Raw genomic sequence first — 17,775 nt, 5'->3', positions numbered from 1 at the left:
TAGTGACACTCTCAGAGGAAGCGAAAGAACGGCTCGCGGACGTAGTGGAACTACAGCCGACGAAGAACAAAGAGCTTCAGGAACGCTGGGGGATTGACAGCGGGAGCGAGATTCACCAGTATCTCGAATCGGAGCTCAAAGAGTACTACTACCGAGACGAGAACAGTTTGATTCGCGCGACGCCGGAAGCAGCCGAACTGGTCGGGGTCGATACCGACGAGACGACGCTCAGCGTCCCGCCACGACAAGCGCAGATCATCGATGTCATTGCGGGTCCCGATGAGAAGCCGGAAAGCGTCGTTTCGGTGCTCCATACGGTTCGAGAGACGGGGTTGGATCCGACAGCAGACGAAGTCCGCTCCAGCCTCCGGAAGCTTCAGGATCGGGGTGTCGTTGAGGTGGTACAGACGACCGTTCCGACGTTCCGACTTGCCGTCGAGCGCGAGGAGATCACCGTCGACGTAATCGACTAACGTGTTGGCAACGACACCGAGATCACTCCTCGTGATCGATGCGGTGACGGCGTCGCTGATCGGCGAGTAACCGCTTGAGGGCGGCACCCGGACCACCGTCGATCGGCCAGCCGCGGGTCCGCCAGTTGGGTGGCTCCGGTTCGAAGGACGAACAGCGTCCGGAACACTCCGCGGACGACTGTGAACACGCGTTGGCGCCACACCACGGGAGCACGTCGCCGTCGACCGACCGGAGCGAGAACCACCGACAGTCCGGACGCATCGAATCGACGTACGAACGCCACCCGCGCTCGTAGGCTCGTTCTGCGATTTCGAGTCGTTTGGTGGCTTTCCACTCCGGATCAGCGTACTCGAATCGCGCCACCGACAGGTCGGACTCCCCGTCCGTGGCCCGTTCGAGAATGCGGGTTCCGACAGCCGTTCGATCGAGCGATCTGGGATGCCACACCACGCGGGCGTCGGTTCGTCCTGTCGAGGCCCGATCGCCGCCGGTCGTCACGGTGAGGATTCCGGTCTCGACAGGGAGTCGTTCAAGCAACGCCGGTTCGACCGTCTCCCCGGTCGCCCGGGTTGCGACCCACACCTCATCAGCGAGGGCGAGTGCAACGTCGCGCTGAAGCTGGTCGGTGAGCGCTTGGGCGGCACTCGCGTCGAGATCAGGCTTGTTCTCGATCGCTACGATCCGGTCGACCCAATCGGGATACTCCCACTTCCGTCGGATCTCGATGCGGTTTCCCCGTCGTCTCGTATCGAGGATGCCCCGATCCTCGGCGGTGTGGATCGCGTCCCGAACGTATCGCCACGGGTAACCCGGATGGGGGAGCACATCGCGGTAGTACGCCCACTCCGGCGGCGCGTTCCGAACCACACCTAACAGATCAGCGTCGAGTCGGTGGGTCCCGAACCGTGCCCGTTCGGCGAGCCGATGACGATCGGTCTCGACCACGATGGTGTCCCATCGACGGTGTTTCGTGCCGAGCTGGCGGGCGATGAGCACACGCTCGTCGCTACCGTCGCTGGTGGGCGGCCAGTGGCGCTCGGCCCATTGACAAACGCGAAGCTCGAACGTGAATTCGGACGTCTGCACGGTCGGACACACTCCGACCTGATCGTGAATCCGTGTTTCGATCCGACACGCCACCCGTGCTGTGGGCACCGGTGTCGGTCGCGATTATTCAGTAGTGTCCGTACAGTCCTCCGTTATCGAGAAACGAATGGGCATGTTCGAGTACCGATCGTGGACCCTTCTGGGTCAGAGTGTTGACCGCCTGTTCGTAATCGCGCCACTGCAGATCGTTGTGCTCCGAAGAGAGCTCTGCGGTGGCCTGAAACGATTTCGCGATGAACAGGTGAACCGTTTTGTGGATCGTCGAACTACCCGCCTGAAAGACGTAGTCGTAGTCCTCACGGAAGCCGTCGACGAGTCGAATGTCGTCGATGCCGGCTTCTTCTTCGACTTCACGGATGGCCGTCTGCTGTAGCTCCTCTGTCCCCTCAACGCCGCCCTTTGGGAACTCCCAATCACCGGTGCGGCTTTTGAGAAGCAGATACTCTCGACGGCCACGTGTATCACGGAACAGGATTGCTCCGGCGCTCGTGGCCTCAATCATGCGTACTGATACTCTATCCGGAGTTAAGAGAATGTCGGCCTGTCCGCTTCTTCTCGCATCGATGGCACATCTCATGATAGGATCTGATCACGTCATCGCTGTCAACTGGTCAGTAAGCGTTCTGTCCAGCGGAATGTACGGTAGTCATCCTGTTCGACCCATCAGTACGCCGATCGTCTGATAGTACATGTAAGATACAGTATGAGTCACATTGCGTGGCCGAACAAATAATAAATATGATGCAATCGTTCGTGTTGGATCGCGGATTGTGAATGTAAGTGGTTCGGTGACATTACCGACCGGGGTAGACGGATGGTCACACCGAGAGGACGGGAGCAGTGGCATACTGGACGACGTAATCGGCGGCTTGTCCGAGCGCGTTCGGTGACCGTTCGCGGGGGATGACGATGAAGTCGGCTCCGATGTCGTTGCTCGCATCCAAAACGACGCTGCCGGGGTGATGGGTGAGATACTCCGTCGAGAAGCCGTAAATGATCGAGTGTGAGAGCGGGATGGTGATGTCATCGGTAGCCGCACGGGTTGCCTCCATGAGCTGCTGGCTCAGGGCGTCGGTGTCGGTCGCATCGCTGTCGAGAACGTACAGCATGTGAATTCCTGCTTCGTACTGCTCTGCGATCGCAACCGCGTGTGCAACCACGTAGGGAACGGTGTCAGTTTCGGCGATCGGGACCAGCACGGTGTCGATCTCCATACGTAAGCACTCACGCAGCGGGCAGAAAAACCCACGGAGTACTTGACGGGGCGGACAGTAGTCGATGACATGTTCGAGACGGTGGTCGTCGCAACGGACGGGAGTAAGTCCACTGAGCGAGCGGTCGAGGCGGCGTTCGATCTGACAGACCAGTTCGACGCGGAGCTACACGCGCTCACCGTCGTCGAATCGAACAGTGCGGAGGCTCACAACAGAGCACAGGCGGTACTCCGCAACCTCACCGAACGGATCGACCGGCCAGTCACCACCGTCATCGAGGATGGCCCTCCGGCCGAAGCCATCAGTTCCTACGCGACAGAGATCGGTGCCGATGTGGTCGTCATGGGGATTCGAGGCCGAGATGGTCCATACGGGTATCATCTCGGAAGTGTGGCTGAAACGGTCGTGTACGACTGTCCGGTGCCCGTGCTGACCGTCCATCATCTCGATGTCGAAGCCGACGGGGAGGTGGAGTGAACGGGTCGAAACCACGGGCTTCATTGAGACCTATCCCCTCTGCGCTGTATGAACGAGTCGCTCATCGACGCCGATCAGCTTCCGCTCGCACGGAAGTCCATCCTCCCCGGAACCGGGTTTTTCGTTCCCGACGACGAAGAGGATGGACCGAACCAAGAGCGGATCGAGACGCTTAGCCGGGCCGATACGGTCGTTATCGCCGACAGTGACGCCGACGGACTCGGATGTGCTGCGCTCATCCGGACGTATCACGACGACGCGCTCACAGCCGAGGTTGATCCCACGATGGCGGCGCACGAGCTACCCAACCACGACGTTGCGATCATCCCCGCCGCGCCCCACAGCCTCACCGATGCCCAACAGCAAGTCATCGAATACACGTCTGCGGGCGTCACGGTCTACATCTGTGATCTCTGTCCGGACCGCGACAGTGACATCGAACCGTTGTCGGAACTGACCGACCACGCCGACAGCGTACGCTGGTTCGACCACCATCAGTGGACCGCCGAGTACGAGCGCCGCGTTCGGGCGGCGGGCGTGGATCTCGTCGTCGGTGACTCCGAGACGGAATGTTCGACCGACGTCGCGCTTGAGAGTCTCGACGAAGCGTTTTCGCCCCGGTTCCAAACGCTGGCAGCGGTCACGCGCGACCACGATCTGTGGCTGCGCGAGGATCCCCGGAGCGACGACCTCGCTGATTTCGCCCAGTGGATCGCTCCCGAGATCTACGTGGCGACGGTCCGCCGCCACGGCGTCGACTTTCCCGATGCCGTGGAAGCGTACATCACCCGCCGTCGGGTGGAAAAAGAACGACTCATCGAGAAGGCCGTCGAACGTGCCGAACTGCGCGAGCTGACCGTTCCGTCTGCAGGTGTTGGAGCGCCGGACAACACGGACGACGATGCAGACGAAACGGAGGACGCTAGCGCCGAAGAGGACGACACCCCGCTCACAGTCGGCGTGACGTACGGTCGCTGTTCTCAAAACGAGGTCGCGGAGGCGCTTCGGGAACAGGGCGCGGACGCAGCGGTCGTCGTCAAGCCCAGCGGACCCGTGAGCATTCGAGGAACGGAGACGTTCGCCCGGTGTCACGAGGTCGCAAAAGCGGTCGGTGGCGGTGGCCATCCGAAAGCCGCGGGCTGTAAACCCGACATCTACGACGACATGCTCGATTATGCACATCACTGGACGACGCGGGGAGCGATCGCCAAACGGTTGATCCTCGATGCGTTCCGGTCACTCCCACAAGAGCCATCTCCCGAAGACGACGCCACCGCATAACACCGGGAGTCGTACTGACCACAGTGATGAGCGCTCGGTGTGTGAGCCGCGCGAGGACTTATATGTGAAGCGTCGATGAAACTGTGCCAATGGTCGAAGCGTTCGCTGTCGCGAGCGGGAAGGGCGGCGTCGGCAAGACGACGAGCACGCTCGCACTCGGGATGGCACTGGCCGAGGAGTACGACGTCACGGTCGTCGACGCCGACACAGGGATGGCGAACATCCTGTTTCACACGGGGTTGACCGATGCTGATACGACACTACACGACGTGCTTCGGGACGAAGCCGCCGTGGTCGAGGCGTCTTACGACCGGTTTGGACTGCGAGTCGTGCCGTGTGGGACGAGTTTGGCAGGGTTTCGGGACGTCGATCCCGCTCGGTTGCGCAACGTTGTCGCCACGCTTGCAAGCGATACCGACGTGCTGTTGCTCGATTCGGCGGCCGCCTTGGGAAGCAAAAGCGCGGTGTTACCCGTTGTGCTCGCAGACCGCGTAATCGTGGTGGTCGAACCGACGATTCCGTCGGTATCGGACGCCTTGAAGGTACAGGAGTACGCTACCTCGTATGGAACGGGCGTGGCAGGCGTGCTGTTCAACCGCGTTCGAGACGACGACGCCATCGACGCCATCGAACGGAAAGTGACCCGATTTTTCACGGGACCGGTTCTCGGCACGGTCCCCGAAAGCACGTCGCCCCGATCGGCACGACGGGCCAGCGAACCGCTGTTAGCCCACGCTCCGGAGTCGGTTGCCGCCCACGCCTATCGAGAGGCCGCGCTGGCACTCGACGTACGGACCGGCGACTCGGGAGCCGTCGCCGATCGGTTTCGGAGCGCAGTCATCCCCGACACACCATGACGGAGTTGGTCATTCCCCAAGGAGAACTCCTCCGGTCGCGCGTGGTTTCCGACGTTCGGACCGTGCTACTCGAAGCGCTCGATCGGTCCCTGACCGGCTACGTCGTCGTCGTGCCCCACCGAGACGCGGCCACCGGCGTGTTCACGTTCGAACGAGGCGTTCCAGTGCTCGTCTACCACGCCGGCACCGACGCCGGCGGCGAGCGAGCGCTTGCGGTGTTTGAGGACGTTGGACCGTGCCGGATCGATCTGTACGCGCTGTCCCTGAAACGACTCCGCTCCGTGCACGACGGAACGGCCCTGTCCGTACCTCCGGTGCTGCCAGCGACGTATCTCACTGGCGATCGCGCGCTCATCGCTCGGACGCGCAAGCGAGCGGCGCGACGGGCTGACACCGATGTCGATTCGGCCGAGAGCCACGCCCCGCCACCCGCTGATCACGACGCCGTGGCAGCGTTCCTCGACGACGCAGATCGGATCGAAACGCTCCGAGAACAGGCGCAAAAGGAGGCGAAACGGCGCGCACAGGAGTGGGGACTCGACGAACAGTTGGTCGACAGAGAGGATGGCGTTCGGTCGTAAAACGAAACGGAACAGTGGCCCTGAGACCACACGGTCAGTTGGATCGGATACTGAACTGAGACGAACCGTCGATGAGCAACGTCTCCTTGATGAGCACCTCGTGACCACGTCGGAGCCGCTCGGACAACGCCTGATGGGAGATGCCAAGTTCCGTGGCGAGTTCGTCGAGATCTACCTCTCGGGGAACGTCGAAATAGCCCGATTCGCACGCGATCGTTAACGCATTGAACTGTTCTTCCGTAAGTCCGTACTGTCCGACGACTTCCTCGGACAGCTCACGGATGCGCTCGACGCTGAACGAAAGCCGGTGTCGCTCACAGAACTCGTTCGTTTCTGAGAGTTCGCTGCGTTGTGGATACATGATCCGGAGCGTCCACTGCTCGCTGTCACCAGCAGCGTCCAACACCGTTGCGTTCGTGCTCGTGAGTATCTGAAGAACGAGTCGTACCTGCCTGATCCACTCCATCCGGTACAGGCCCTCGTTCCCAAGCGACGCCAAACATTCGAACCCATCCACGCTGTGATCCCGTTCGAAGCCTCGCTCAACCGTCTCACGATCGACGCCGCGCACCCAGAGCAACGGCATCACAGTCCCAGATCCCGTCTCGATGATCTGCTCACACTCAAACGTCGCGTCCGGCGCAACGGAGAGGGTTTCGCTGAGCGCGAAATCCGATGCCGGAAGGGTTGCCCACACGACAGTCACCATTGATGACACGTATTCGTAGGAATGTACTAAATCTTCCTCATTCTACATTAAGCGTCATCACAGACGGAATTGGGATGAGATCTGCGGGACGAGCGACCTCTTCGAAAGGAGATCGTTGAAGTGGAGCACGGCGTTCGTAGCGGGCCGATAGTGTCGCATACCCATGCAGTCACCAGATGACACTGTCTCAACCGGTCCACGATGACGTCTCTCGTTAGCCCACAATAGTGAGAATTAATCAACATTATATTTCATCATACACGTGCACGAGCACTGTTCAGTCGTCAGTATGATGTTCGGTACTTTTTGTCGAGTGCGTTTAGTACAATGTGAGTAAATCTTTTGTGGGTTGGCCGGCGAGTGTCAATCATGGCCACTCATACAGCACGGTACGACCAGCACCTCTACGTGGATGGGGACTGGGAAAGCACCCCAGAGCGGATCGAGGTTCCGGACCGCGCGGAAGGAGGAACGTTCGCGGAGATCGCGGCCGCAGACGCGGACGATGCTCGGGCCGCGTTGCGTGCTGCCGACCGCACTAAAGAGCCGATGCGCCAGACCACGATTCCCGAACGTGCGGGCTGGTGTGAAGAGATCGCGGACGGATTGCGCGCGCGATCGGACGAACTCGCCACGATCATCGTTCGGGAGGCTGGGAAACCGATTTCGAGCGCCCGCGGTGAGGTCGAAAGCGCCGCCGAGCGCTTCGACCGGGCAGCCCAAGAGATACGTCATCTGAAAGGCGAATTCCGAGAGGGAACGACGGAGGGCCACGAGGGATGGGAGGCGATCGTGAAACACGAACCGGTCGGGACGGTATTGTGTATCACGCCGTACAACTACCCACTCGGAACGACTGCGCTACAAGTCGCGCCCGCGCTCGCGGCGGGCAACAGCGTCGTTCTCACACCCTCCAGCAAGACGCCGATCAGCGCGGCCTTGCTCGCGGAAGTCATCAGCGACGTGTCCCTGCCACCAGGCGCGTTCAACTTCGTTCCGGGGCATGGAAGCGAGATCGGCGACGTGTTGGCGGGCGATGACCGGATCAATACCATCGCAATGACGGGCTCATCGGCAGCCGGAGAGCACGTTGCCGGCGTGAGCGGAATGGTGACGTTGCATATGGAACTGGGTGGGAACGCACCCGCCGTCGTCTGTGCCGACGCGGATCTCGACGACGTCGTTCCCGCCTGTACTAAGGGATCGTTGAAGTACGCAGGACAGCGCTGTTCGGCTGTCAGTCGGATACTCGCCCACGAATCCGTACACGACGAGCTCGTCGAACGGCTCGACGCCGAGATGGAGACGTGGATCGAGGGCGATCTGTTCGATGAACGGACGGATTTCGGACCGCTCATCTCCGAAGATCAGGCTGAGTGGGTGGATGAGTTGGTCACCGACGCAGTCGATCGCGGGGCGCGACTGATCCGTGGCGGAGAGTACGATGGGCGGTATTACGAGCCGACACTGCTGGCTGACGTACCCGACGACGCCCGGCTCGTCTACGAAGAGCAGTTCGGACCGGTTGCGACGGTCACGCCGGTTTCGGACACCGAAGAGGCGCTCGCACTCGCAAACGGAAGCGACCTCGGGCTGGATGCGTGCGTGTTTACCCAGAACTACGACCGGGCGCTGTCGATCGCCGACCGGCTCGAAGCGGGATCGGTTCGCATCAACGGCGCACCGAGCCACGGTCTCGGTGACATCCCGTTCGGTGGAATCAAACAGTCAGGGATCGGTCGGGAAGGGATCGACGCCTCGATCCACGCGATGCTCAGAGAAAAGAGTGTCATCCTCTGAGACCGAGACTGTAACTGATGCGCGATACAACCCTGGTCTGTACACTCGGTCCTGCTTCGAACGATGAATCGACGATTCGCGATCTCGCAGCGGCCGGTATGGAGATCGCCCGTATCAACACCAGCCACGGCACTCCCGAACAGTACGCATCGATCATCCAGCGGGTTCGGTCTGTCGAAGCGACGCTCGACCGTCCGCTTGGAGTGGTGCTCGATCTTCAGGGACCGGAAATTCGAACCGCACCACTCAGCGAGCCGATCACGCTCGTAGAGGGGGCGACGGTTCAGTTCCGGGCTGGCGACACGGTAACCCCCGAGGAGATCGGCATATCGAGTCCGATCGTCGACGCCGACGTTGGCGCGGAGATCTATCTCGATGACGGTCGCATCGAGGCGGTCATCGAGCGCGTCGATGCGGAGACAGTTGCGGCGCGGATCACGAGCGGTGGCGAACTCGGCGGGCGCAAGAGCGTTGTCGCGCCAGAGGTCGAGTTCGACGTGGACGTAGTAACCAGCACCGACCGCGCGGCGATCGAGGTCGGGATCGAGCATGGCGTCGATTTCGTCGCTGCGAGTTTCGTGCGCAACGCGACCGATGTGATGGCCGTCGCGGAGGCGATCGAGTCACGAGGGGCCGACATTCCGATCGTTTCAAAGATAGAACGCGGGGAAGCCGTCGACTCGATCGACGACATCATCGACGTCTCCTACGGCGTAATGGTCGCACGGGGTGATCTCGGAGTCGAGTGTCCGATCGAGGACGTACCGATGATTCAAAAGCGGCTGGTCCGCCGGTGTCAAGCCGCTGGTGTCCCGGTGATCATCGCCACGGAGATGCTCGACTCGATGATTTCCTCGACTCGACCTACGCGGGCGGAAGCGTCGGACGTCGCGAACGCCGTTCTCGACGGGGCGGATGCAGTCATGCTCTCGGGGGAAACCGCTGTCGGCGAGCAGCCGGTGGCCGTCGTCGAGACGATGGATCAGATCGTCACCACGGCCGAGGCGAGCGGAGAAGCGGGTACGCGCCGCGAACAGCGGGTACCAGCAGCCAACGGAGCTAGCACCGACGCACTGGCTCGCTCGGCTCGGTATCTCGCCCGTGATGCGGGTGCCAGCGCAATCGTCGTTGCGAGCGAGTCGGGGTACACGGCGAGGAAAACGGCGAAATATCGCCCGGAGGTCCCCATCGTGGCGTCAGCTCCGGACGAGCGCGTCCGCCGCCAGCTGTTGTTGTCCCACGGAATTCTCCCGCGCGCGACTGAGTATACGACCGGTGGTGCCCAAGCGATCATCGAAGGAGCGGTCGAGACCGCACTCGAAACACCGGTCGTTGAAAGTGGAGACACCGTAGTCGTGCTTTCGGGTATGATGACCGATCTTCCCGGCACGGACGCGACAAACCTGCTCAAGCTCCACGTTGCGAGTGAAGTGCTCACCACTGGCCAGTGTGTCGTCGCCGGTCGCGTTGCCGGTCCCGTCGTTCGCACGACGGATGGGGAGCTGACCGACATTCCGGACGGAGCGATCATTGCGGTACCCGACTCGTTCGACGCGGAGTTCACCGGCGATCTCTCGCAGGTCGGTGGCATCGTCGCCGAACGACGCGGCATGACGGGGTATCCCGCGATCGTTGCCCGCGAGCTGGACGTGCCGATGGTGAGCGGTGTGGCCGTCGATGCTCTCACCGGCGCGTCGACGGTCACGCTCGACGCCGAACGCGGTGTCGTGTACAAGGGCGTCATTCGGGAGTACGGTGACGAGCCACGAGACGAATAGCGTCGCGTCACCGGGCGATATCGGACTCCCACGCGTCCATCGGGTTTTTACTGACGGTAAATATATCGTACCGTATGGAATCTCTCGATCCCCGCGTTCGTATCATCTGGGGTCTCACCGGTCTCCTGGGTGCGATCGTGGTGAGTCTCGGCGTGGCCATCGTCGATACGTTTCTGTTCTCGATCGGGCAGTGGCTCGCCGTCGTGGCGTTCGTGGGCATTGGCAGCTGTGTCGTTCCGTACACCCTGCTTCGGTACCGCGTGTGGCAGTTCGAGATCCGAGATGACGCGCTCCATCTCGAACGAGGCGTGTTCACCCGCGTCGAAACCGCGGTACCGTTCGTCCGCGTCCAGCACGTCGATACCCAACGCGGACCGGTGGCACGGCTCCTCGGATTGGCAAGCGTCGTCGTCTACACGGCTGGCTCGCGGGGCGCTGACGTAACCATTCCGGGACTTCGTTCTGAGCGCGCGAACGCGCTCCACAACCGGCTCCGGGAGCTGGCGATCGAAAGCGAGGAGGATGCAGTGTGAAACTCCATCCGTTGAGTGGCGTCTGGAACGCGCTCGGCCGTGGAGTGAACGTCGGCTCGTTCGGATTTTTCCTCGGAATGATGGGGGTCGCAGCGATGGATGGGCCGATTTTGCTCGTGTTCGGGCTAGCCGCCCTGGGATTCGTTCTCGGGGTCGGCTACGGAGCGGCGTACTACCTCGTGTTCGAGTACGAACTCACGACCGAGACGTTCGATGTGACCTCAGGGGTACTCAACCGTCAGCACCGCGAGATCCCGTTTCACCGCATCCAGAACATCGACGTCACACAGTCGCTCGGAAAACGGCTGTTCGGGGTCGCCGTCCTCACAGTGGAAACGGCAGGTGGTGGATCGACGGAGATAACCCTAGACTTCGTCTCCGAGGAGAAAGCGGCGTGGCTCCAGTCGACCGTTCGGGATCGAAAGCGAGCGGCAGGGGGCGACGACACGACGGTGACAGAGGATACCGACACAACGATCGACACCGATCAGTCACCGAGACCGCTGTTCGAACTGCAATCCAGTGAACTTGCCGTCTTGGCGGTCGCGTTTCTCCGTCCGGGTGCGTTTTTCATCGCGCTCTTTGGAGTCCCGCTCATGGCTGATCTCGGGAGTTCGCTCCTCCTATCGATCGCACGGCCGTTTGGGGGACCAGAACAGCTCTCAGTGAGTACTCTCTCACCCGACTCGGCGATCGTCCTCGCGTTAGTGGGTATCCCGCTGGTGATCGCCGGTGCGTGGGTCGTGAGCGCACTGGTCACTGTCGTCGAGTATTTCGGATTCAAGCTTGGACGGGCAGGCGAGGATCTCGTCTACCAACGCGGGCTGTTGCAACGGTACAGTGGCACCATACCCGTCGAGAAAGTCCAATCGCTCACCATCACCGAACCGGTGCTCGCTCGACCGCTGGGATACGCCGGGTTGTCGGTCGAGACGGCCGGATACGCCCCGGGACAGGCGAACGAACAGGGATCACAGTCGGCGATCCCGCTGTCGAATCGGTCCCGAGTGTTCGAACTCGCCCACGAAATCGAGCCGTTCGAAGATCCGACGTTCGTCCGGCTTCCAAAGCGAGCACGGCGTCGGTATTTCGCCCAGTATCTCCTCGTCGTCGGTGGACTGATCGCCGTGGGATATCTCCTTTCGCAGGTCCTCGGCGGGTTCACGCTCTGGTATCTGCCGGCGGTGGTTCTTCCGATCACCCCGATCGCGGCTCACTACAAATGGAAACACCGGGGCTATCACGTCGGCGAGGAGCACGTGGCGTTTCGGACCGGCTACTGGCGACGAACGACGCAGATCGTTCCGTACTACCGGCTTCAAGCCGTCTTTACGAGCCGAACGATCTTCCAACGCCGACTCGGACTCGCCACGCTGACAGTCGACATCGCAAGTTCGACTACGCTGGGAGGCAACTCGCCGACAGCCTACGACATCAACAGCGACACTGCCGACCGGCTGTACACCCTGTTGGGTGAACGCCTCCAGCGCACACTGTGACCCCGTCACCAACAAACCGGAACACACCGACTGTAGCCACTGCCGTTGCCGTTATCTCCGACCGGACCGTTACACCGGACGTGACTCCAGACGAGGTCGAACGCCTCATCGAGGCGGAAATAGAAGACGCCAGAGCAACCGTCACTCACCCGCGAGGAGACCACGACGAGGATCACCTTGCCGCTGTGGTCGTATCACCGGCGTTCGACGGTGAAACATTGGTCGACCAGCATCAACGCGTGTACGATGCACTTGGTGAGCACATGACACGAGATATCCACGCGCTCGAACTGAAAACGTACACACCTGACGAACACGACGAACAGTAAGGAGCTGGCCGCTCGCGGTCAAATCTATCAAACCATCAGCCTATATCCCTACGCATCTCCTACAGTGGGTAGCATGTTCGATCGGATTCACGAGGACGTACAGACAGCATTCGCACGGGATCCGGCAGCCAAAAGCGTTCCCGAGGTTCTACTGTTTTACCCAGGACTTCATGCGATCTGGATCTACCGCCTCGCACACACGCTCTGGGAACGCGGATTTCTCCTCACCGGTCGATTCTTGTCTCATCTGGCGCGCTTTCTGACGGGCGTCGAGATCCACCCCGGAGCTGAGATCGGTCGACGGTTTTTCATCGACCACGGGGCGGGCGTCGTGATAGGAGAGACCGCGGAGATCGGTGACGACGTGATGTTGTACCACGGGGTAACGTTGGGCGGTGACTCGTTAGAACCCGAAAAGCGCCATCCGACGCTCGAAAACGACGTGACCATCGGTGCGAACGCCACGCTGCTCGGCCCGATCACGGTCGGCCACGATTCGAGCGTCGGGTCCGGGTCGGTCGTGCTCGAATCCGTCCCGCCCAACTGCACCGTCGTCGGGGTGCCTGCGGAGCTGGTCGGTGACTGTGGAACCGACTACCTCGCGGAGGCCCAAGAGGAGTTCGGGGAGTGATGTGGCGCAGAACTGATGACTGTTAAATCGCATTCGAGCCGATATGGAGCTATCGAGCTAATCAGATCTATATGTGTGTTTGTAGACATCAAGCTGTACGTGGTTCATACCGAGGGTTCTGCTTTCAGGCTGTTTAGGATCACCCCTCATCCTCTCGAACCCGTTCTCCCTCGGCGGTTTCCGGGAATATCTTTCCGGGGTTGAGCGTGTCGTGTGGATCGAGTGCGCGTTTGATCCGCCGCATCGCCTCGACGCCCGATTCGCCGTGTTCGGCCGTCAGATACTCCCGTTTGCCCAGCCCGACGCCGTGCTCGCCTGTCGCGGTGCCGCCACAGTCGATGGCTTTCTCGACAATGTGGCGGTACACGTCCTCGCCGCGGACCACCATTTCCGGGTCGTCGTGATCGACGAACACCGAGTAGTGGACGTTGCCGTCGCCCGCGTGGCCAAAGCAAGGAACGAGCAGATCGTGCTCCTCGGCCAGCGATTTCGCATACCGAATGATTGCCGGATACTCGCTGATCGGCACGGTCACGTCGCCGGGATGGAGCGGCCTGCGATCGGGATCGTACGTCTGGAGCGCGATGGCAAGCTCCCGGCGGGCCGTCCACAGGTCATCCATCCGCTCGTCGTCGGTGGCGATTTCGAACCGGTCGACGTCGTGGCGCTCGAACGCGGAGCGACAGCGCGAGACCGCGGTTTCAACGCCGGGACTGTGGAACTCCAGAAACACCATCGGGGCGTCCGGGAGTCCCGTGTCGAGGTGTGCGTTCGCCATGCGAGCACTCAAATCGTCGATGAGTTCGATGGTGGCGACATCGACGCCCGACCGAACCGCGTCAAAGACGGCTTCGGTCGCCGCATCGAGCGTCGGAAAGATCGCCCGCCCGCCGCGTGTTTGCTCCGGCAGCCGTTCGAGTTCGAGGGTTGCGCGCGTGACCACTCCAAGCGTTCCCTCGCTCCCAACGAACAGATCCAAGAGATTGTAGCCGCTTGAGGTTTTGATCGCCGTGCTGCCAGTTGTGATCACCGACCCATCGGCGAGAACCACCTCCAGTTCGAGCACCCAATCACCGACTTCGCCGTATTTGACGGTCGTCATTCCGCTGGCGTCGTTGACGATCATGCCACCGATCGTTGCAATATCGTTGGCGGCCGGCATCGGTGGGAAAAATAGCCCGTGTTCTTCGACCGCCTCGTTGATCGACGAGCCGATCACGCCCGGCTCTACGTCGATCTGGAAATCGTCGGGCCGAACGTCGAGCACTGCGTCCATCTCCATCATGTCCATGCTGATTCCCTGGTGAGCCGGAACGGGATTGCCTTCGAGGCTCGTTCCCCCGGCGTACGGCGTAACCGGAACCCCACGATCGGTTGCTGCCGACAACACAGCAGACACTTCAGCGGTGGATTCGGGACGGACGACCGCGTCAGGCGTGACGGCGAGATCGAACGCTTCACCACCGAAATCGGCAGCATGGCTCTGTCTGTCCGACTCCGTGTACGAAACTGCCACCCCTACATCGTCGAGAAACGAACAGTCGTGAGTCACGATACGTGTCAACAACCCCGTGAAGATACATCTATCGGGAGCTTTGAATGTCGATTCAGCTGAGAGGCGAGACGGTGTCACGACACACGAAGGATATTCAGTAGTCCGGACTAACAGGGAAGTGGACGTGATTTCCGGTGAGTGAAGAGTATTTCCAGCGTCTCGTGGATCCAGATCGGCTCGCAACGTATCTCGAATCCGAACTCGGACCGGTCGAGGAGTACCAACTCGACCACCACCAGGAGGGTCATTCCAACGAAACCATCTTCGTTACGTGGGGCGCACACGATCTCGTCGTCCGTCGGCCGCCGCCGGGCGATGTGGCTGAGACAGCCCACGACGTGCTTCGCGAGTACCACGTGCTCGATTCCCTTCAGGAGACGGCTGTGCCGGTGCCGAGGACGGTACTGGCGTGTGAGGATCACGACGTGCTGGGTAGCGATTTCTACGTGATGGAACGGCTCAGGGGCAATGTCATCCGCTCGAACGAACCCGAGCAGTATCAGCGACCCGCCCCACGACGGGCGATCGGAACCGAGCTCATCGAGACGCTCGCGGCCATTCACACCGTCGACTACGAGGCGGTCGGTCTCGGCGATCTCGGCCACCCGCCCGGATTCACCGAACGACAGGTACGGCGGTGGTCTGAACAGCTGATGTGGGCCTTCGAAGTGACGGCCGAAGAACGGGAAGTGACGGAGCTGTACGACGTGATGGAGTGGCTGCAATCGAACGTGCCTGACTCGACGCCATCGACGCTCGTCCACGGAGATTACAAACTCGACAACGTGATGTACGCCGGTGAGGATCCCGAAATCGTCGGCGTGTTCGATTGGGAGATGAGCACACTCGGCGATCCCTTCACTGATCTGGGGTGGCTGCTGTCGTACTGGTGGGACGAGGGAGATCCCGATCCACCCGAGGCGACACAAACGCTTTCTGCGACGTTCATGCAAACGGAAGCGTATCAGACGCGCCAAGAACTGATCGATCGCTACGAGGCGGAGACGGGCTTTACGTTCGAGAACGACCGGTTTTACCGCGCGCTCGCCGTGTACAAGCTCGCTGCCCTCGGAGAGATGTTCTTCAGACGGTATCTCGAAGGTAACTCGGACGATCCGATGTATCCGCGCATGCGCGAGGGCGTCCCACAGCTCGCCGAACGTGCTCAACGGATCATCGACGGCCACGAACCGTTGTAAGCAGGTTCTCCGGCTTTCGGATCGGGATCCAGACGTCAGTACCGACCCATCCCTACCCCCGGACTATAACACGGTTCCCGATCACAACAGTGGTATGCAGCCGTTGCCAGGGCCTGCGTTGTTCAGTCCGTTGGGTCCGGTACCCGTGCTGTTTCTCGTGAGCGCCATCGTGTTCTCCTGTGGGGTGGCGTGGCAGTTAGGCGGGCAGGAACGCTATGAGACCGTCAGAACCCGCTTGCTGTTGGGCGTTCCGTGGGGATCGATTTCGGTCGCGGCGGGACTACTCGGCGTGTACTGGTTCGTGCAGGGGGGATGGTCCGACCCACATGCTCCGACGGTGATTCCGTTTCGGTCGTGGTCGTACTTCGCTCCGACGGGGATCGTGCTGTCGTCGTTCACCCATTCGAGCTACAACCACCTGCTCGGGAATCTCATCGGGACGCTCACAGTAGGGGTGCTTGCGGAGTACGCTTGGAGCCATTATCCCCGTGGACGAGGCGTGCGTGTGTTCTCATCGTTGCAAACCAATCCGTACGCGCGTATACTGGCCTTCGTGGGCGGGTCGATCGCCGTCGGACTGGTGTCTGGAGTGTTCTCGCTCGGTCCCACGATCGGGTTTTCAGGCGTGGTGTTCGCCTACGTCGGTCTCGCACTCATCAGATACCCGTGGGGAACGCTGCTCGCGCTGCTGTGGAGCCGCGCGTTGTTGCTCGTGTATCGATCGCTCAGGAATCCGACGATCATCCAAGGAGGCCACACCCAGTTCAGTACGCCGTGGTGGGCAGGTATCTCCTTGCAGGGTCACGTGTTGGGACTTCTCACTGGGATCGTCCTCGGGATCGTGGTGCTCAAACGACGGTCGGTTGCCGTGGATCGATTCCGACTGTGGTCGGCAGTTATCCTCTTTGCCGTTCTCGAAGGCGTATGGGCGGTGTACCTCCCCGTGGACGGCGGTCGATTCATGCTCTTTCGGGCGATCGGCGTGGGTGCTGTCTTTCTGTTTGCGGCTTTGCTCATAAACGCACCCAGACGCGACACCACCCGTCTTGCCGGTAAGACCGATATCGGATACGGAGTGCTGGCACGGCGGATCACGGTCGCATTCGTTCTCGTGCTCGCCGCTGTTGCCATCCCGTACAACCTCTACACAGTGTCCGATTCAACCCCCGGAATCACTGCCGAGAACAGCATCGAAGTCGATGAATACACCGTCGCGTACGCCGAGCAGATCCCTCATCAGTACATCTCGGCCGTCCAGATCGACGCGTTCGACGAACCGACGAACGTGACCACGAGCGGTGTCATCGTGATGAACGATCGACGGGAGATATGGTGGCCAGAGATATCGAAACGCCGTCTCGCGTTCGTGGGAGCGGCCAGTATCCGTATTGGCGGTATCGGAGTGCGCAAAACGGTCCACGTGCGCCGTCCCACGTGGAACCCCATCGGCAATCACTCGGTGTACACCGTACAGCTCGTCCACGACAACGAGCGATCACTCGTGTACAGCTCACAACCGTCCCGAGCAAAACCGGTGGTCGACGGTCGTCGGATCACTGTCGTTCCCGGCGAGCAGTTCCGCGTTCGGGTCACCCAAAACGGTTCCATCCTCGGCAACACACCAGTCCCTACACCCAATGAAACCACATCTGTCGGCGGATTGATGCTCAATCGAACGAAGCGAATGCTGTACGCACAACGCAACGACACGTTGGTTCGAGTAGCGACCTACGAACCACCCTGAATATCGT

18 protein-coding genes are annotated in these 17,775 nt (G+C 61.1%); 13 read left to right on the top strand and 5 right to left on the bottom strand.

Annotated elements, in window-relative coordinates; genetic code table 11:
- Positions 1-2: 2 nt before the first annotated feature.
- The gene (locus MW046_RS08405) at positions 3-473 is read left to right on the top strand and encodes a DUF5797 family protein (RefSeq protein ID WP_247992669.1); all 471 of its coding nucleotides are present in this window, start codon (positions 3-5) and stop codon (positions 471-473) included.
- A 22-nt stretch (positions 474-495) separates the two neighbouring features.
- On the opposite strand, the gene MW046_RS08400 is transcribed toward MW046_RS08405, so the two are convergent.
- From MW046_RS08400 to MW046_RS08390, 3 genes are all read right to left on the bottom strand, one after another.
- The gene (locus MW046_RS08400; RefSeq protein WP_247994751.1) at positions 496-1,560 is read right to left on the bottom strand and encodes a DUF5787 family protein; all 1,065 of its coding nucleotides are present in this window, start codon (positions 1,558-1,560) and stop codon (positions 496-498) included.
- 88 nt (positions 1,561-1,648) lie between these two features.
- The gene (locus MW046_RS08395; RefSeq protein ID WP_247992668.1) at positions 1,649-2,083 is read right to left on the bottom strand and encodes a bis(5'-nucleosyl)-tetraphosphatase; all 435 of its coding nucleotides are present in this window, start codon (positions 2,081-2,083) and stop codon (positions 1,649-1,651) included.
- A 316-nt stretch (positions 2,084-2,399) separates the two neighbouring features.
- The gene (locus tag MW046_RS08390; protein WP_247992667.1) at positions 2,400-2,795 is read right to left on the bottom strand and encodes a universal stress protein; all 396 of its coding nucleotides are present in this window, start codon (positions 2,793-2,795) and stop codon (positions 2,400-2,402) included.
- 69 nt (positions 2,796-2,864) lie between these two features.
- Here MW046_RS08390 and MW046_RS08385 point away from each other — a divergent pair, with 69 nt between their 5' ends.
- The 4 genes from MW046_RS08385 (at position 2,865) to MW046_RS08370 (ending at position 5,991) form a co-directional block, all read left to right on the top strand.
- A complete protein-coding gene (locus MW046_RS08385; RefSeq protein ID WP_247992666.1) occupies positions 2,865-3,272 on the top strand; it encodes a universal stress protein in 408 nt (135 codons plus the stop codon).
- A 48-nt stretch (positions 3,273-3,320) separates the two neighbouring features.
- Positions 3,321-4,553 (top strand): DHH family phosphoesterase, encoded by a 1,233-nt coding sequence (locus tag MW046_RS08380; protein WP_247992665.1) that lies wholly within the window; start codon positions 3,321-3,323, stop codon positions 4,551-4,553.
- Between the two features lie 89 nt (positions 4,554-4,642).
- Positions 4,643-5,410 (top strand): nucleotide-binding protein, encoded by a 768-nt coding sequence (locus tag MW046_RS08375; protein ID WP_247992664.1) that lies wholly within the window; start codon positions 4,643-4,645, stop codon positions 5,408-5,410.
- Entirely contained in the window at positions 5,407-5,991 is a 585-nt protein-coding gene (locus MW046_RS08370) for a DUF8054 family protein (RefSeq protein ID WP_247992663.1), read from the top strand. The genes MW046_RS08375 and MW046_RS08370 overlap by 4 nt, the downstream gene beginning before the upstream one ends.
- Before the next feature lie 34 nt (positions 5,992-6,025).
- Here the strand turns inward: MW046_RS08370 and MW046_RS08365 are convergent, their stop codons facing one another.
- Positions 6,026-6,700 carry a helix-turn-helix domain-containing protein gene (locus tag MW046_RS08365; RefSeq protein ID WP_247992662.1) on the bottom strand — a complete coding sequence of 225 codons (675 nt, stop codon included), beginning with the start codon at positions 6,698-6,700 and terminating at the stop codon, positions 6,026-6,028.
- A gap of 369 nt (positions 6,701-7,069) precedes the next feature.
- Here MW046_RS08365 and MW046_RS08360 point away from each other — a divergent pair, with 369 nt between their 5' ends.
- The 6 genes from MW046_RS08360 to cysE all read left to right on the top strand — a co-directional run bounded on the left by MW046_RS08360 (position 7,070) and on the right by cysE (position 13,270).
- A complete protein-coding gene (locus MW046_RS08360) occupies positions 7,070-8,500 on the top strand; it encodes an aldehyde dehydrogenase family protein (RefSeq protein ID WP_247992661.1) in 1,431 nt (476 codons plus the stop codon).
- A 17-nt stretch (positions 8,501-8,517) separates the two neighbouring features.
- A complete protein-coding gene (gene pyk / locus MW046_RS08355) occupies positions 8,518-10,278 on the top strand; it encodes a pyruvate kinase (protein WP_247992660.1) in 1,761 nt (586 codons plus the stop codon).
- A gap of 74 nt (positions 10,279-10,352) precedes the next feature.
- The gene (locus MW046_RS08350) at positions 10,353-10,811 is read left to right on the top strand and encodes a PH domain-containing protein (protein ID WP_247992659.1); all 459 of its coding nucleotides are present in this window, start codon (positions 10,353-10,355) and stop codon (positions 10,809-10,811) included.
- Positions 10,808-12,310 (top strand): PH domain-containing protein, encoded by a 1,503-nt coding sequence (locus MW046_RS08345; protein ID WP_247992658.1) that lies wholly within the window; start codon positions 10,808-10,810, stop codon positions 12,308-12,310. The genes MW046_RS08350 and MW046_RS08345 overlap by 4 nt, the downstream gene beginning before the upstream one ends.
- An 80-nt stretch (positions 12,311-12,390) precedes the next feature.
- Positions 12,391-12,639, top strand: coding sequence for a BolA family protein (locus tag MW046_RS08340; RefSeq protein ID WP_247994750.1), 249 nt, complete (start codon positions 12,391-12,393; stop codon positions 12,637-12,639).
- Between the two features lie 73 nt (positions 12,640-12,712).
- On the top strand, positions 12,713-13,270 hold the full coding sequence (gene cysE, locus MW046_RS08335) for a serine O-acetyltransferase (RefSeq protein WP_247992657.1): 558 nt from the start codon (positions 12,713-12,715) through the stop codon (positions 13,268-13,270).
- 139 nt (positions 13,271-13,409) lie between these two features.
- On the opposite strand, the gene MW046_RS08330 is transcribed toward cysE, so the two are convergent.
- On the bottom strand, positions 13,410-14,822 hold the full coding sequence (locus MW046_RS08330) for an FAD-binding oxidoreductase (RefSeq protein ID WP_247992656.1): 1,413 nt from the start codon (positions 14,820-14,822) through the stop codon (positions 13,410-13,412).
- Positions 14,823-14,959: 137 nt separating this feature from the next.
- On the opposite strand from MW046_RS08330, the gene MW046_RS08325 reads away from it, so the two are divergent.
- Both MW046_RS08325 and MW046_RS08320 read left to right on the top strand, forming a co-directional pair.
- Positions 14,960-16,024, top strand: coding sequence for a phosphotransferase family protein (locus MW046_RS08325; RefSeq protein WP_247992655.1), 1,065 nt, complete (start codon positions 14,960-14,962; stop codon positions 16,022-16,024).
- A gap of 94 nt (positions 16,025-16,118) precedes the next feature.
- Positions 16,119-17,768, top strand: a complete 1,650-nt coding sequence (locus MW046_RS08320) for a rhomboid family intramembrane serine protease (RefSeq protein WP_247992654.1) — start codon at positions 16,119-16,121, stop codon at positions 17,766-17,768.
- Positions 17,769-17,775: the final 7 nt, after the last annotated feature.

Source organism: Halocatena salina, assembly GCF_023115355.1.
GTDB classification, from domain to species: domain Archaea; phylum Halobacteriota; class Halobacteria; order Halobacteriales; family Haloarculaceae; genus Halocatena; species Halocatena salina.
Note: the sequence above shows the minus strand (reverse complement) of the source record. Positions and strands in the feature narration are given on the sequence as shown.

Bases quoted from the DNA above. Each gene is read 5' to 3' on its own strand.
- MW046_RS08370 (WP_247992663.1), top strand. From the start codon at position 5,407: ATGACGGAGTTGGTCATTCCCCAAGGAGAACTCCTCCGGTCGCGCGTG.
- MW046_RS08360 (WP_247992661.1), top strand. From the start codon at position 7,070: ATGGCCACTCATACAGCACGGTACGACCAGCACCTCTACGTGGATGGG.
- MW046_RS08385 (WP_247992666.1), top strand. From the start codon at position 2,865: ATGTTCGAGACGGTGGTCGTCGCAACGGACGGGAGTAAGTCCACTGAG.
- MW046_RS08375 (WP_247992664.1), top strand. From the start codon at position 4,643: ATGGTCGAAGCGTTCGCTGTCGCGAGCGGGAAGGGCGGCGTCGGCAAG.
- MW046_RS08390 (WP_247992667.1), bottom strand. From the start codon at position 2,795: ATGGAGATCGACACCGTGCTGGTCCCGATCGCCGAAACTGACACCGTT.
- cysE (WP_247992657.1), top strand. From the start codon at position 12,713: ATGTTCGATCGGATTCACGAGGACGTACAGACAGCATTCGCACGGGAT.
- MW046_RS08395 (WP_247992668.1), bottom strand. From the start codon at position 2,083: ATGATTGAGGCCACGAGCGCCGGAGCAATCCTGTTCCGTGATACACGT.
- pyk (WP_247992660.1), top strand. From the start codon at position 8,518: ATGCGCGATACAACCCTGGTCTGTACACTCGGTCCTGCTTCGAACGAT.
- MW046_RS08365 (WP_247992662.1), bottom strand. From the start codon at position 6,700: ATGGTGACTGTCGTGTGGGCAACCCTTCCGGCATCGGATTTCGCGCTC.
- MW046_RS08350 (WP_247992659.1), top strand. From the start codon at position 10,353: ATGGAATCTCTCGATCCCCGCGTTCGTATCATCTGGGGTCTCACCGGT.
- MW046_RS08320 (WP_247992654.1), top strand. From the start codon at position 16,119: ATGCAGCCGTTGCCAGGGCCTGCGTTGTTCAGTCCGTTGGGTCCGGTA.
- MW046_RS08380 (WP_247992665.1), top strand. From the start codon at position 3,321: ATGAACGAGTCGCTCATCGACGCCGATCAGCTTCCGCTCGCACGGAAG.